The sequence below is a fragment of the Paraburkholderia solitsugae genome, from assembly GCF_013177695.1.
Lineage (GTDB): Bacteria > Pseudomonadota > Gammaproteobacteria > Burkholderiales > Burkholderiaceae > Paraburkholderia > Paraburkholderia solitsugae.
Window position 1 is genome coordinate 74,738 of the sequence record NZ_WOEY01000130.1, and the last position, 13,640, is coordinate 88,377.

Here is a 13,640-nt window from a genome sequence, read left to right on the forward strand (position 1 = left end):
TTGCGCAGCGCTGTTCATCCCTCCTCAAATCGCGCGGCGAATCTCGACGATACCGAACGCGGCCAGCGTGAACCCGACGATCCGATCGATCGCCACGCGCAGCTTGCTGCCGATCGCGTGACGCGCGAGCGACACCACGGTCACGAGGAAACACCACCACGCGATCGAACCGCAAAACACGCCACCGACGGTGGTCAGCGCGATGCTCGATGAAAACGCCCCACGCGGCGCGAGCGTCGTGAACAGCGCGGCGAACATGATGACGGTTTGCGGATTCGTCAACGTGAGCAGCAACGAACTCGCATATGCGCGCAGCGCGCCGGCGCGGCCCACCTGCGCGAGCTTGCTGTCGCCATTACCGTTCGCCGCCTCGACGGGTGCTTGTTGCAGCAAGGTACGCACCCCGAGATACAGCAGAAACAGACCGGCGAGCAGATGCAAGGGCCGGTCGTAGGCGAGCATGAACTGCGAGATGCCGACAAGGCCAAGCGCTGCGATCAGGCCATAAACCGCGTCGCCGGTCGCAATGCCGAAGCCGATTGCGAGCCCTGCGCGCGGACCGCCGGTCAGCGTGCGGCGGATGCACAGCATGCCCATCGGGCCGACCGGTGCGGCGATTGCGAGGCCGACGCCCGCAGAGGTGACGAAGAGACTGGCGGTGGACATGGGCAAGCCTTGATGGGTTGTTTGGCTTCGTGTAGGCAGCGCTGCGCTTTTGCGTGCGTGCGGGCAGGCGTCAGGGCGGCGCGTCCCCAAGCATAGCCAGACCGAAAATCCCGGGCAAGACTGCAGGGATCAAGCAGTGCGAACCAGCGCCGCATCAAACTACGTCATCCGGCACACGATCGACCTGCGCGACGCAGCACCGCATCAACTTGCGCAGTCTGACATACGTTCAACCTTCGCAACTCAGCACACGATCAACGGCGCCAACCGGCACGCCGGCCGTGGATACCCTGGGATGGACTCGGCCGCCGCCTTCCTCGGGCATAATTTTCCCACTTCAAATACCCAGGGCACGCCCGTTCATGTGGCAAATCGATCAGGTGACGTTGCGCTTGTTCATCGCCGTCTGCGAGGAAGGCACGATCGCACGTGCGGCTGAACGCGAGTTCATCGCGCCGTCCGCGGTCAGCAAGCGGCTCGCCGATCTGGAAACGCTGGTCGACGTCGCGCTGCTCTCGCGCAGCCAGCGCGGCGTGCGCGCGACCGCCGCCGGCGAAGCGCTGCTCAGGCATGCACGTCTCATCATGCGCGGCCACGAACGTTTGCAGGCGGAGCTCAGCGAATACGCGGCCGGCGCACGCGGTCATGTGCGGGTGCTGGCGAACGTGTCGTCGATGGTCGAGTTTCTGCCCGAGGCGCTGGCGGTGTTTCTGAAGGCCAATCCGCAGGTTCGTGTCGATGTCGAAGAGCGCGTCAGCACCGAGATCGTGCGCGGTCTGGAAGAGGGAGTGGCCGATCTCGGCATCTGCCGCGATGTGGTGCCGATGGGCAGTCTCGACGTGCTGCAGTATCGCTCCGATCATCTCGCGCTGATTGTGCCGCGCGATCATCCACTAGCCGGTGAGGCCGCAATCAGCTTCGAGCAGACCCTGGCATTCGATCATCTCGGGCTTGCATCGAATGCGTCGGTGAATGCGCTGATGCAGCGTATCGCGGTGGAAAAAGGCCGCGAGCTCAACTATCGAACCTACGTGTCGACCTTCGACGCCGCGTATCGCTTCATCCAGGCGGGCCTTGCCGTCGCGATCCTGCCGGGCGAGGCGCTGCCCAGGCATGCCGCCGACGAATACGGCATCGTCGCCGTGCCGTTGCGCGAAGCGTGGGCAGAGCGGCGCTTCGTGATCTGCATGCGCGATCGCAATGCGCTGACGCTGACGGCATCGCACTTACTCGACCATCTGCTTCGCTCCGTTTGAGCGCCAGCTGTGATTTGCTTCTTGAGCGCGGTCTGAACGCCCTCTGAGCGTCCGCCTGCGGTGTCCCAGCCCCAAGGCCCTCCCAAGGCCCTCCCAAGGCCCTGCTAACGCTCACCGACGTCCTCTGCACGCGCTCACAACGTCTTCTCATCCTCCTCTGAAAAGCCCTTAAGGGTTTTCCCTTTTCGACAGCGCATGCCCGTCCCGCTTGCCTGAGTCGCCATCGCGAGCGGCGATGGAGTGCGTCGTCAACGCAGACTTTGCCGCTCGGTCGTGCGCGGGCAAGCTGTCACTCAGTTGCTTCATTCCCCGCATTCCACGCAAGACTCAAGACCGGGATTCAAGACCATGAGTAACACCCAGGAGCGCGTCGTCGTGACCGAAGTCGGCATGCGTGACGGCCTGCAAAGCATCGCTCGCACGATGCCCACCGAGTCCAAGCGGCGCTGGATCGACGCCGCCTATGCCGCCGGCGTGCGGCATATGGAAGTCGCGTCGTTCGTGCCGGCGAAGCTGCTGCCTCAGATGGCTGATGCCGAGGAAGTGATCGCCCACGCGCTCACCTACGACGATCTGATCGTGACGGCGTTGGTGCCGAACCTGAAGGGAGCGCAACGCGCGCTCGAGTCCGGCGTGCATCGGATCGTCGCGCCGATTTCGGTGAGCACGGCGCATAGCCTCGCCAATGTTCGTAAGACCCCTGTCGAGATGATCGAGGCATTTGCCGCGATGCGCGAACTGATCGATAGCGCGGCTAGCGCGAATAAGCGGCGTGTCGAATTGATCGCCGGATTGTCGACGGTATTTGGCTGCACGCTGCAAGGCGCGGTGCCTTACGCCGATATCGCCACGATTGCGCGCGCCGCGTTGCAGGCGGGCGCCGATGTCATCGCGCTCGGTGACACCACCGGCGAAGCGACGCCGCGCCAGGTTGGCGAAATCATCGAACTGGTGCGTGAGGTCGCCGGCAGCAAGCTGCGTTCGCTGCATTTCCATGACACGCGCGGCCTCGGTCTCGCGAATACGCTGATCGCGCTGCAGCACGGCATCCGCGAATTCGACGCGTCGCTGGCCGGCCTCGGCGGCTGTCCGCATGCGCCGGGTGCGACCGGCAACGTGAACACCGAAGATCTTGTGTTCATGCTCGACAGCATGGGCTTCGACACCGGCATTGACCTCGCCAGACTCATCGCATCGCGCGACATACTCGCCGACGCGTTGCCCGGCGAACCGCTGTACGGCTATCTGGCGCGTGCCGGTTTGCCGAAGCAGTTCAGTGCCGCTGTTCAACGTTTTGACCCGTCCGAATCACAGGTGCTGTCATGAATCCGTTTTCTTCTACGTCTGCTTCCTCGGCTTCCTCCGCTTCTTCCGCCTCTGCGTCTTCGACGGAGCAGCAGGGCGCGTTGCCGCTTGCGGGCATTCGCGTGGTCGAGTTGTCGCATATGGTGATGGGGCCGACGTGCGGGATGATTCTTGGCGACCTCGGCGCTGAAGTCATCAAGGTCGAGCCGCCGCGCGGCGACGGTACGCGCCGTCTGCTCGGCACAGGTGCGGGATTCTTTCGCACCTTCAATCGCAACAAGAAGAGTGTCGCGCTCGACCTCGATAGCGAAGCGGGACTGGCCGCGCTGCACAAGCTGGTCGATACCGCCGACGTATTCGTCGAGAACTTCAAGCCGGGCCGCATGGCGAGCCTGGGCCTCGATTACGCGGCGCTGCGCGAACGCAATCCCAGGCTGATCTATGTCTCGCACAAGGGCTTTCTGAACGGTCCGTATGAACACCGTCTCGCGCTCGACGAAGTCGTGCAGATGATGGCCGGCCTCGCCTACATGACCGGACCGGTAGGCCGGCCGTTGCGCGCGGGCAGTTCGGTCAACGACATCATGGGCGGCATGTTCGGCGCGATCGGCGTGCTTGCCGCGTTGCACGAACGGCATACGAGCGGACGCGGCAAGGAAGTGCAGAGCGCGCTGTTCGAAAACTGCGTGCTGCTCTCCGCACAACATATGCAGCAGTTCGCCGCGACCGGCGTGCCCGCTGCCCCGATGCCCGAGCGCATCAGCGCATGGGCCGTCTACGACGTGTTCCGTCTTGCCAACGACGAGCAGATGTTTATCGCCGCGACCGGCGATGGGCAGTGGCGCGCACTGTGCGCGATTCTCGGCCGCGACGACCTGCTGGCCGACCCGCGCCTCGCGACCAACAACGACCGCGTGCTGGCGCGCGAATGGTTGCTGCAGACGCTCGGCGAAACCTTGAGTCGTTTCGAAGGCGCCGCGCTCGTGCCGCTGTTTGAGCGCGATCACATTCCGTTCGCGTCGATCACGAAACCCGAAGACCTGTTCGACGATCCGCATCTGAACGAGAGCGGCGGCCTTGCGCGACTGACGCTCGATGACGGAAGCGAAACCGCGATGCCCTTGCTGCCGATTTCGATGGATGGCGCGCGTTTGCAACCGCGCCAGCCGATCGCGAAGATCGGCGAACACACCGCCGACGTGCTGCGTGGGTTGGGCTATGACGATGCGCAGATTGTGGCGCTGGGCGGCGGCGTGGCGCAGGCGCCGCAAGAAGCGACCTGAGCGGAGCGGGTGACGAAGCGTCGAGCGAAATTGCTGGAGCACAGCGCCCTATGAGGTGTCCCGCGTAAATGGCTGAGCATAGCGACCCTGTTTTCGGACGCTCGATGCGTCGAACGTAGTTAATCAATCTCATCCGGCGTCAGACCGGAATTCAGCAACCATTTTGCTTGGGGTCGGAGTAAGTGCTAAAGCGCCAACTCCGGTCGACAAAGGAGACAGACGATGAAATCGTCGAATCATGCGGTGTATGCGACAGCGGTCGGTGATGCTGGCGCGCTGGGTGGTGTGCCCTCAGGCGCCGGTGCATCGGCAGGTGGCCGCGCTGAAGAGATCGCGCTAGACGGCGCGCGTATTTCCGCGCGGCTCGACCGCTTGCCCGCCACGCGTTCCATCTGGCAACTGGTGATGCTGCTTAGCCTCGGCCTCTTCTTCGAACTGTACGACCTGATGTTCTCCGGCTATATCGCGCCGGGCCTCGTGCGCAGCGGCATTCTCACCGCGACGACGCATGGTCTGTTCGGCACCAGCGGCGTGGCGAGTTTCATCGCGGCGTTGTTCGCGGGGCTGTTCATCGGCACGGCGGCATGCGGTTTTCTTGCAGACCGTTTCGGGCGGCGCGCGATCTTCACGTGGTCGCTGTTGTGGTACACCGCGGCCAACATCATCATGGCGTTCCAGGACACGGCGCTTGGGCTCAATCTCTGGCGCTTCATCGCGGGGATCGGCATCGGCGTGGAGATCGTGACCATTGGCACCTACATCTCCGAGCTCGTGCCGAAGCATGTGCGCGGCCGCGCGTCGGCCTTTTCGCAGGCGGTTGGTTTCTGTGCGGTACCGATCGTCGCGTTTCTATCGTATTTGCTGGTGCCGCACCGTTACTTCGGCCTCGACGGCTGGCGTCTGGTTGTGCTGACTGGCGTCGTGGGTGCAATCGTGGTGTGGTGGATTCGTCTGCGTTTGCCGGAGAGCCCACGCTGGCTTGCGCAGAAAGGCCGCATCGAGGAAGCCGACGCGGTGATGACGCGACTCGAAGCGCGGGTGGAACGGGAATATGGACGGCCTTTGCCGGAGCCGGCCTTGCCTGAACCGGTGCGCGCGCGTGCGGCGTTTCGCGATCTGCTGGTGCCGCCGTATCGCAAGCGCACGCTGATGCTGATCATCTTTCACGTATTCCAGACGATGGGGTATTACGGCTTCGCGAACTGGATTCCGACGTTGCTGATCAAGCAGGGCATTACCGTTACGACGAGTTTGATGTACGCGAGCATCATTGCGATTGCGGCGCCCCTTGGACCGTTGCTGGGGATGCTGATTGCCGACCGCTTCGAGCGTAAGACGGTGATCATCTGCATGGCGGCGGTGAACGTGGTGTGCGGGCTGTTGTTTAGCCAGGCGCGGGAGACGGTGTTGCTCGTGAGCTTGGGCGTGTGCCTGGTGCTGGCGGGCAACATTATTTCCTATAGCTATCACGCATATCAGGCCGAGCTGTTTCCGACCAGTATTCGAGCGAGGGCAGTGGGGTTCGTTTATTCGTGGAGCCGGATTTCGGCGATGTTTTCCGCGTTTGTGATTGCGGGATGTTTGAACCGCTTTGGCGTGAACGGGGTGTTTGTGTTTATTTCCGGCGCGATGGTGATCGTCATGCTGGCCATCGGGACGCTTGGGCCGAAGACGCGGGATGTCGCGTTGGAGGATATTTCGAGGTAATGCCTGGCGGATGGTTGATGCCCGCCTGACGGGGCGGGCTTACTCGCTTAGTGTTTCTTTTGTGTCGCCGAAGCGCTCGGTGTTACGCGAATCGGCGGTGCGCCAGACGGTGAAGTCGCCGGTTTTAGTTTCTTCTCCTGTTTCGGTTTCTTCGCTTCGCGGTTACTGCGTACTTGACCTTTTGCCATGATGGACTCCCCAGTTGGCGTTGTCGCTCCACGAGGGAGCAGTAGGATAGTGTGCGCTGATTTTGGGGTTTCTGGGTGTGTTTTTGTTTTTTTGCCTTCGCGGCGCTTGTTTCTGTATGCCTACGGCGTTGGCCTTTCCTTGATTTGTTATTGGACTATTAGCGTCGCCCCTGTGCGGGGCGGGCACCTACTTTTCTTTGCCTGCCGCCAAGAAAAGTAGGCAAAAGAAAGCGGCTCACACCGCTAATTCTTAAGCGGGTCCCCCGCACAGTTGCGGTAGTGGTGCATCTGGAATCCGTGCCCTCGCACCTTCAGCGTCAGTGACAAACCGCTCATCAGCTCCCACTCCGCACTGCGTGCGTCGCGGATGGGTATGCATGGGAAACCAGGGGCTTCGCTTTGCGCAGCGGGGACCATCGGCTTCGCCTCGGCAAAGTGCTTCCGCACTCAGAGGCGAACCCCACTTCAAATGAAGTGTCAATGTGCCGCACCCGCACCCGCACCCGCACCCGCACCCGCACCCGCACCCGCACCCGCACCCGCATTCTCTCAGCCTCTTAGCCTCTCACTTGTACACTTGCAACGGCAACGGCAACGGCAACGGCAACGGCAACGGCAACGGCAGCTACAGCCGCAGTGGTGATGGAATGGCGAGTCGCGGTACCGGGCAAAACGCGAGAGCTAAAGCGTAGCGGGTGGTTTTATGAAGTGCTCTTCGGCGCGCGCAGCGCCGCCGGAAGTATGACTGCCTTGTCACTGAGGCCGAATGTGCGAGGGCACAGATTCCAGATGCACCACTACCGCAACTGTGCGAGGAGCCCGCTTAAGAATTAGCGGTTTGAGCCGCTTTCTTTTGCCTACTTTTCTTTGCGGCAAGCAAAGAAAAGTAGGTGCCTGCCCCGCACAGGGGCGACGCTAATAAACCGATATCAAATCAAGGAAAGGCCAACGCCGTAGGCACACAGAAACAAGCGCCGAACAGGCATACAAGGGCAGGAAAGCCCAACGCCGCAGGCACACAGAAACAAGCGCCGCACAGGCAACCAGCTCAAGGAAAGCCCAACGCCGTAGGCGCACAGAACCAAGCGCCGCGAAGGCAAACAAACCGATCCTTAACCCCCGCGGCCCTTACTGCGCCGCCACGTCTCCGACGGCAACTCCCCAAACTGCCCTCGATACTCGTTGGAGAAATTCCCAAAATGCCAAAACCCCCACCGCGTAGCGACCTCAGTAACAGACCCGGAACCTCGCAATTCACGCCGCACGTGATCGAGCCGAACCGCTCGTATATACGCTGAAGGATTCACCCCAAGGGTATCCTCAAACGCATATTGCAACGTTCGCCGGCTCGCGTGAAACCGCGCACATAGTTCGGCAACAGACAGCGGGCAATCCGGCGACTCTTCCACCACCTCGCGAATCCCTCGCACGAGCTGCCAATTCCGCGCGGTACGTGCCTCGACATTCCCGTGCGGGTCCGCATGCTGCATGCCCTGCAATGTCTCAGCGAGACCGAAGATCACCGACTTCTCAAACGACGCCGCCACGTCGGCATCATCGAGCAAAGTCGGCGTCGCAGCCACGGCATCGAGCAAATTCTTCAGCACTTCGCGAAAGCCCTGCAATCTCACAGGATCGACATTCACTACGCCAGGCTTCGTGCCCAGCAGCGATGTAATTTCATCGAGCTGCGAGCGCACCCGTTCATCGCCGATCGCACCAGGCTCGATCTCCAGATTCACTACGACGTGCTTATCGGGCGATAGAAACTCAAACCCGCCATCGCCGGAAAATACATGCAGGCCGTCGCGATGACTCGTCTGCCCACACAGCAGTGCATGCCCTTCGAGTTGAAACGGAACGCCCACCGCCAGCTTGGATCGCGCCACCTGGCCGCGTTGATAGACCGTGCGGTTCAGCCGTTCCACCAGCACCCGCACGCCGCCCGCAAAAAACGAACTCACCGAGCCGTCGAAGGCGCCGCGCGAAATCTGGCAATAGCTCTGGTTCCACGCGTCGAGCAACATCGCCTGCTCGTCGATGTTCCGGCAACAGCGAATCTCGACGGCGCTGCTTGTCTGATTGACCGGCTGCATAGCTTCTCCCGATTCTGGTGGCACTCCCCGAAAGCCTCGTGCCGATCAGTGTATGCGAAAAAAAAACCGCGCCGCAGTGTTGAAGCGACCCATCCCGGGCAGTCACGCGCCGCTTCCTGCTCCGTGTCCGCACATATCACGAGCACGGAGGCAACCAGATGCGGCAAGCATCCAGACCTGTCTGTAATGAATTTGTCAGTAACCCGGATTTTTACGGGATTTTTACTTTTTGCCAATTTTGGATAGTCGCCGCTTTTTGCCGCCCCTACTTTGTGCACAAGGCGACGCAATCGAACGCAACGCACTGGACACTAGAACGGGAGTCACGCATGAGCAGATCGGCAGGCAGGCTTGAGGGCAAGATCGCAATCGTGTCAGGCGGCGCAACCGGCGCGGGTGGTGCGGCGTCGCTGCTGTTCGCGCAGGAAGGCGCGCAGGTCGCCGTGGTCGATATCAATACCGATGCAGGCGAGGAAGTCGTGACACGAATTCGCGCGGCAGGCGGCACAGCCGAACTGTTTGCCGCCGATGTGTCGAAGCGCGAAGCGGTGGAAACCGCCGTGGCGAACGTCATGGCGCGCTTCGGGCGCATCGACGTGCTGTTCAACCACGCCGGCAGCATCGTCGTGAAGCCGTTCGTCGATACCACGGACGAAGACTACGACTGGCTCATGAACGTCAACGTGAAAAGCATGTTCATGATGACGCGCGCGGTGCTGCCGCACATGCTCGCCGCGGGCGGCGGTTCGATCGTGTGCACGGCGTCGATCTCGTCGGTGGCGGCCACGCCGCTCGAAGTGCTGTACTGCACGACCAAAGGCGCGTGCGCCATGTTCGCGCGGTCGATTGCCGTCGAGTATCGCGACCGTGGTATTCGCTGCAATGCCGTGTGCCCCGGATTCATCGATACGCCGCATGGGCGCCGTGAAATCAGTGCGCTCGCGAAGTATGGCTTCGATGCGAGCGAGGCGGCGCTGTCGGTGCAGCAGGGCCGTCTGTGCGCGCCGGAAGAAGTCGCGCGCGCCGCGCTCTTTCTCGCCAGCGACGACGCCAGTTTCGTCAACGGCGCACACCTGTACGTGGATAACTGCTTCACGGCTGCGTGAGCCGGTCCTTCGTCGCGCGGTCACGCCTCTGCATCGCTTAGCCGCTTCGTCATAACCCTGTTCAAAGGATCGCGTCATGGACATCAACACGGCCGTGCCGTCGGCGGAGTCCGCCGACAACGACGTCAAACTGTTGCACAAGATGGGCTACGCGCAGGAACTGTCCCGGCGCATGGGGGCGTTCTCGAACTTCGCGGTGTCGTTCTCGCTGATCTGCATTCTGTCGGGCGGCATCACGTCGTTCCAGATGGGCTTGTCAGCGGCGGGCGGGGCGTCGATCGGACTCGGCTGGCCGCTCGGCTCGCTGTTCGCGTTGGTCGTGGCGGCGGCGATGGCGCAGATCGCTTCGTCGTATCCGACGGCCGGCGGTCTCTATCACTGGAGCTCGATTCTCGGCGGCAAAATGTGGGGCTGGCTCACCGCGTGGCTGAATCTGCTCGGCCTCGTGTTCGTGGTCGCCGCGATCAATTACGGGACCTATGATCCGTTCTTTCGCACGCTGATCGCACCGATGTTCGGTGTGAGTCCCGATTCGCTCGGCTGGTGGCAGCAAACGCTCTTTCTGACGGTGATCACCGCTTCGCAAGCATTCCTGAATCATCGCGGCATTCGCATCACCAGTAAGATCACGGACCTGTCGGGCTATCTGATCTTTGTGGTGACGGTCATGCTGGTGGTTTCCCTGCTGGTGTATTCGCCGGTCAAGATCGATCTGTCGCGGCTTTATACCTTCACCAACTTCACGGGTGTCGACGGCGGCGCGTGGCCCAAGCAGACCATCGCCATGGCGTTTCTGTCCGGCCTGCTGCTGACCGCTTATACGATCACGGGCTTCGACGCTTCCGCGCATACCTCGGAGGAAACGCATCAGGCGGCGCGCAATGTGCCGCGCGGCATCGTCGGCTCCGTGTTCTGGTCGACGACCTTCGGCTACGTGATGGTGTGCGCGTTCGTGCTGGTGATGCCGGATATCACCGCGGGGGTGAAGCAGGGCACCGGGTTCTTCGAAGCGATTCTCGCGCCGATTCCGGGACCGCTGCGCATCCTGATCGAATTGCTGATGTTCTTCATTAACTACGTATGCGGTCTGGCAGCCGTCACGTCGACCTCGCGCATGATGTTCGCGTTTGCCCGCGATGGCGGTTTGCCTGGCTCGAAGTGGCTGCGCAAAGTGAATGCGGCTCACCGCACACCGGGCGCGGCGATCTGGACCTCGGCGGTGCTGGCGATCGTGGTGACGTTGTACGGCGATGCATTCACCGTGCTGAGCGCGGGTAGCGCAGTGTTTCTGTTCATCTCCTACGCGATGCCGGTTGCAGCCGGTATCTTCGCCGAGGGGCGTACGTGGAAGGAAAAAGGGCCGTTCCAGTTGGGCATGCTGTCGAAGCCGTTCGCGGTGGCGGCGGTGTTCGGCGCACTCGTGCTCGCCTATGTCGGCATGCAGCCGCCTAATCAGAAAGTGGTGTACGTACTTGTCGGTTTGCTCGCGGTGCTGCTGGCGATCTGGTACGGCGCAGGCGTGCGCAAGAGCTTCGCGGGGCCGCCGATCGGCAAGGTGTCGAAGGAGCGGGAGCTTGAATTGAGCGGGATGGAGGGGCAACTGGGGGAGAGCTAAGCAAGTTGGCTCGTGCGCTTCATGCCCCGAAAAAAAACGTCAGCCGGCCCTGGGGCCGGCTGACGTATTCACATCTACCGCACGAGGTGGCGTTCGCGGGTTAGATACCGGTGTATCCCACCGGGACCGTCGAGTTGGCCTTGGCGACCGACGCGTTGTTCGACACCACATACACCGGCGATTCTGTCAGGTTGAGCGTGAGCGTACCGTTGGTGTAGTTCACGCTCGACGCATTGCCCATCATGTCGATCACTTTCACCGTGCCGCTCGTGCCCGGCGCATCCACGGTGAGGCTATACGGCACGCTGTAGGTCGAGCTGAAGCCGACGCTCGCGTCCCATACGCTATTGCTGTGCGTCCACAAAGCGGTGATCACCGCGCCGTTGCCGACCTGCTGGAACGCGTAGGCGTAGACGCCGGTCGGCGTGCCGTTTACCGCTCCGAGCGTGTGGGTGCCGTCGAGCGTGTGCGTCATGGCGGCGATCGCCATTGCGACCGGCTTCGGACTGATGTTCGTCGCGCCGAATGCGCCTTGCGCGTCGTTCAGATCGAAGAACGTGCCATAGCCGACTTCGCCCGGATAGTCCGCGCCATAGAACACGTAGGTCTGATCCGCCCCTTCACCCAGCGTGATGATGTGCATGCGCGCCGCGACTGCGGCTTGCGCGTACAACACGTTCGAGCTCGGATAGTTCGGACCGTACGAGGTCCCGAGGTCGTAGCTGATGCCGGCTTCCGTCGAGAACAGCTTCATGCCCGGACGGTAATCAGTGGCCATTTCCGCGCGCAGACCGCGCATCTGGCCGCGCAGCGAACCTGAAGCCGTGGACGGATCGGCATCGTAACGCTCAGGCGGATGCGAAGGGGACGTGCCCGCGTCGTAGTAACCGTGCGTGGAGACGGCGTCGATGTATTTGCCGAAGCCGAGCGACGCGATGCGCTGCAGGCGCGTCGTGGTCAGGCTCGGGAACGCATCGGTCGGGCCCATCACCACCGCGTTCGGATCGGTCGCATGGATGCCTTGATAGACGGACTGATAGAGCGCGACGAAGTTGGCGTCCGTGTCGGTCCAGAACTGGTTGGGTTCCCACGTCACCTGATAATAGTTGGCCGACTGCTGCGGGAAATAGGTGGTGCGAATCGTGTTCGATTCCGTACCGACGCGGCTCATGTAGCTCTGGTAATACGAAAGACTGGTTGGCACGCTCGTGTCGTCCTGGAATGCGCCGGTGCTGCTCGCCCACGCGGGAATCCCGTCGAGGCGGATCAGGCGCATCACGTTGCCGGTCGTGTAGAACGGATCGAGATTGTTGGCCGCCGGATTAAACGTGTTCGGTCCGCTCGGTTCCATCGTCGAGAGCTGGCGGTCGTCGATGGTCGACGAGATACCGAGGTCGGCGAGCAGCGGGCCGTTGTCGTTCGCGCCTTGCATGCCGAAGCGGTGCTGCTCCTGATGCGCATAGGTGACGGCAGGCACGACCTGGGCGAGGTTCGGCAGCACGCCGAAGGTCGCGATGCCGACCGGACGCGTGCCGGCCTGCGGCAACTGGCCACCGTTCTGCGCGAGCGTGCCCGTCGCGGCGAAATAGCCGGCGAGCGTCGAGGTGCAGCTGAGCGTGATGGTGTTCGATCCACTCGGTACAGCGGTGCTGCCGCTCGCCGCGACTCTGCCGAGGGTGTCTGTAACGGTCCAGTTCAGGGTGTCCGCGGACGAAACGTTGGTGGTGAAAGCGAGCGGGAAGGTGCTGCCGGAAGCGAAGATCCGTGTGCCGTTCGCGCTGGGCGTGTCGGCGGAAAGGGGGGCGCTGCCGGAGCCTGCCGAGATGGCCGGCGATGTACAAGTGAGTGCCGCGACGGTGCTGCCCGCGCCGTTCACCGTAGCGGTGCCGCCGGTGCTGCTGTTCCCTGCCGCAGCCAGGTTGGACGAGCCGGACGGGCTGGCGGTTCCGTTGAGCTGGGTGGTTGCGTTGCTGCTGGCGCCGTTACCGCCGCCGCCACCGCCGCAGCCCGCGAGTGCCAGGGAAAGTGTTGAGAGTAGGAGTAGTTGCGATTTCATCAATCTCTAACCAATGCGTGAGCTGAACATTCGTTCGCCTCTTCGCGCGAAGCGCGTCGGGAGACGGAGCGAACATCGGGGTTCAATGGCAAGCCGGCCGATGACCGAGGCTCCGACACTTGCCGTCCTGGGCGCGCAACGGTTCGGTTGCGCGACGGTGATGCCTTCCCGGGTTGTGGGCCCCAAACGCATTTCTCTGCAGAGAAATTCATATCGTACAAATCCGTGCCGCTCGTCATGGCGGGTTTGGCGGAATTGGACGACCGGGGAAGGTACGACGAAAACAATCAGCGTCTTGAAGAACCGTGCAATTCACATCGCAGTTCTTGAGTTCACGGCGCCGTTCGACGAACTTTTTACTG

General features: G+C 62.3%; 10 protein-coding genes. 6 read left to right on the forward strand and 4 right to left on the reverse strand.

Going from position 1 to position 13,640, the window contains the following annotated elements; genetic code table 11:
• Positions 1 to 24: 24 nt before the first annotated feature.
• Positions 25 to 666: a LysE family translocator gene (locus GNZ12_RS33160; RefSeq protein WP_172316249.1), complete on the reverse strand. Its 642-nt coding sequence runs from the start codon at positions 664 to 666 to the stop codon at positions 25 to 27.
• A 362-nt stretch (positions 667 to 1,028) separates the two neighbouring features.
• On the opposite strand from GNZ12_RS33160, the gene GNZ12_RS33165 reads away from it, so the two are divergent.
• From GNZ12_RS33165 to GNZ12_RS33180, 4 genes are all read left to right on the forward strand, one after another.
• A complete protein-coding gene (locus tag GNZ12_RS33165) occupies positions 1,029 to 1,922 on the forward strand; it encodes a LysR substrate-binding domain-containing protein (protein ID WP_172316250.1) in 894 nt (297 codons plus the stop codon).
• A 348-nt stretch (positions 1,923 to 2,270) separates the two neighbouring features.
• Positions 2,271 to 3,248 (forward strand): hydroxymethylglutaryl-CoA lyase, encoded by a 978-nt coding sequence (locus tag GNZ12_RS33170; RefSeq protein WP_172316251.1) that lies wholly within the window; start codon positions 2,271 to 2,273, stop codon positions 3,246 to 3,248.
• Positions 3,245 to 4,510, forward strand: coding sequence for a CaiB/BaiF CoA transferase family protein (locus tag GNZ12_RS33175; RefSeq protein ID WP_172316252.1), 1,266 nt, complete (start codon positions 3,245 to 3,247; stop codon positions 4,508 to 4,510). Before GNZ12_RS33170 ends, GNZ12_RS33175 begins: the two co-directional genes overlap by 4 nt.
• Positions 4,511 to 4,732: 222 nt before the next feature.
• Positions 4,733 to 6,217 carry an MFS transporter gene (locus tag GNZ12_RS33180; protein WP_172316253.1) on the forward strand — a complete coding sequence of 495 codons (1,485 nt, stop codon included), beginning with the start codon at positions 4,733 to 4,735 and terminating at the stop codon, positions 6,215 to 6,217.
• Positions 6,218 to 6,264: 47 nt separating this feature from the next.
• Here GNZ12_RS33180 and GNZ12_RS33185 read toward each other — a convergent pair whose 3' ends face one another.
• Both GNZ12_RS33185 and GNZ12_RS33190 read right to left on the reverse strand, forming a co-directional pair.
• On the reverse strand, positions 6,265 to 6,405 hold the full coding sequence (locus tag GNZ12_RS33185; RefSeq protein ID WP_172316254.1) for a hypothetical protein: 141 nt from the start codon (positions 6,403 to 6,405) through the stop codon (positions 6,265 to 6,267).
• A gap of 1,112 nt (positions 6,406 to 7,517) precedes the next feature.
• A complete protein-coding gene (locus tag GNZ12_RS33190) occupies positions 7,518 to 8,501 on the reverse strand; it encodes a helix-turn-helix domain-containing protein (protein ID WP_172309658.1) in 984 nt (327 codons plus the stop codon).
• 329 nt (positions 8,502 to 8,830) lie between these two features.
• On the opposite strand from GNZ12_RS33190, the gene GNZ12_RS33195 reads away from it, so the two are divergent.
• Both GNZ12_RS33195 and GNZ12_RS33200 read left to right on the forward strand, forming a co-directional pair.
• Entirely contained in the window at positions 8,831 to 9,607 is a 777-nt protein-coding gene (locus GNZ12_RS33195) for an SDR family NAD(P)-dependent oxidoreductase (RefSeq protein ID WP_172309659.1), read from the forward strand.
• 76 nt (positions 9,608 to 9,683) lie between these two features.
• Positions 9,684 to 11,222, forward strand: coding sequence for an amino acid permease (locus GNZ12_RS33200; protein ID WP_172309660.1), 1,539 nt, complete (start codon positions 9,684 to 9,686; stop codon positions 11,220 to 11,222).
• Between the two features lie 100 nt (positions 11,223 to 11,322).
• Here the strand turns inward: GNZ12_RS33200 and GNZ12_RS33205 are convergent, their stop codons facing one another.
• Complete coding sequence (locus GNZ12_RS33205; RefSeq protein ID WP_172309661.1) at positions 11,323 to 13,278, reverse strand: glycoside hydrolase family protein; 1,956 nt, start codon at positions 13,276 to 13,278, stop codon at positions 11,323 to 11,325.
• Positions 13,279 to 13,640 lie beyond the last annotated feature (362 nt).

What these genes read in the sequence shown, in the direction of transcription:
- GNZ12_RS33170 (WP_172316251.1), top strand. Translation starts at nt 2,271, where the DNA reads ATGAGTAACACCCAGGAGCGCGTCGTCGTGACCGAAGTCGGCATGCGT.
- GNZ12_RS33185 (WP_172316254.1), bottom strand. Translation starts at nt 6,405, where the DNA reads ATGGCAAAAGGTCAAGTACGCAGTAACCGCGAAGCGAAGAAACCGAAA.
- GNZ12_RS33180 (WP_172316253.1), top strand. Translation starts at nt 4,733, where the DNA reads ATGAAATCGTCGAATCATGCGGTGTATGCGACAGCGGTCGGTGATGCT.
- GNZ12_RS33160 (WP_172316249.1), bottom strand. Translation starts at nt 666, where the DNA reads ATGTCCACCGCCAGTCTCTTCGTCACCTCTGCGGGCGTCGGCCTCGCA.
- GNZ12_RS33175 (WP_172316252.1), top strand. Translation starts at nt 3,245, where the DNA reads ATGAATCCGTTTTCTTCTACGTCTGCTTCCTCGGCTTCCTCCGCTTCT.
- GNZ12_RS33165 (WP_172316250.1), top strand. Translation starts at nt 1,029, where the DNA reads ATGTGGCAAATCGATCAGGTGACGTTGCGCTTGTTCATCGCCGTCTGC.
- GNZ12_RS33205 (WP_172309661.1), bottom strand. Translation starts at nt 13,278, where the DNA reads ATGAAATCGCAACTACTCCTACTCTCAACACTTTCCCTGGCACTCGCG.
- GNZ12_RS33195 (WP_172309659.1), top strand. Translation starts at nt 8,831, where the DNA reads ATGAGCAGATCGGCAGGCAGGCTTGAGGGCAAGATCGCAATCGTGTCA.
- GNZ12_RS33190 (WP_172309658.1), bottom strand. Translation starts at nt 8,501, where the DNA reads ATGCAGCCGGTCAATCAGACAAGCAGCGCCGTCGAGATTCGCTGTTGC.
- GNZ12_RS33200 (WP_172309660.1), top strand. Translation starts at nt 9,684, where the DNA reads ATGGACATCAACACGGCCGTGCCGTCGGCGGAGTCCGCCGACAACGAC.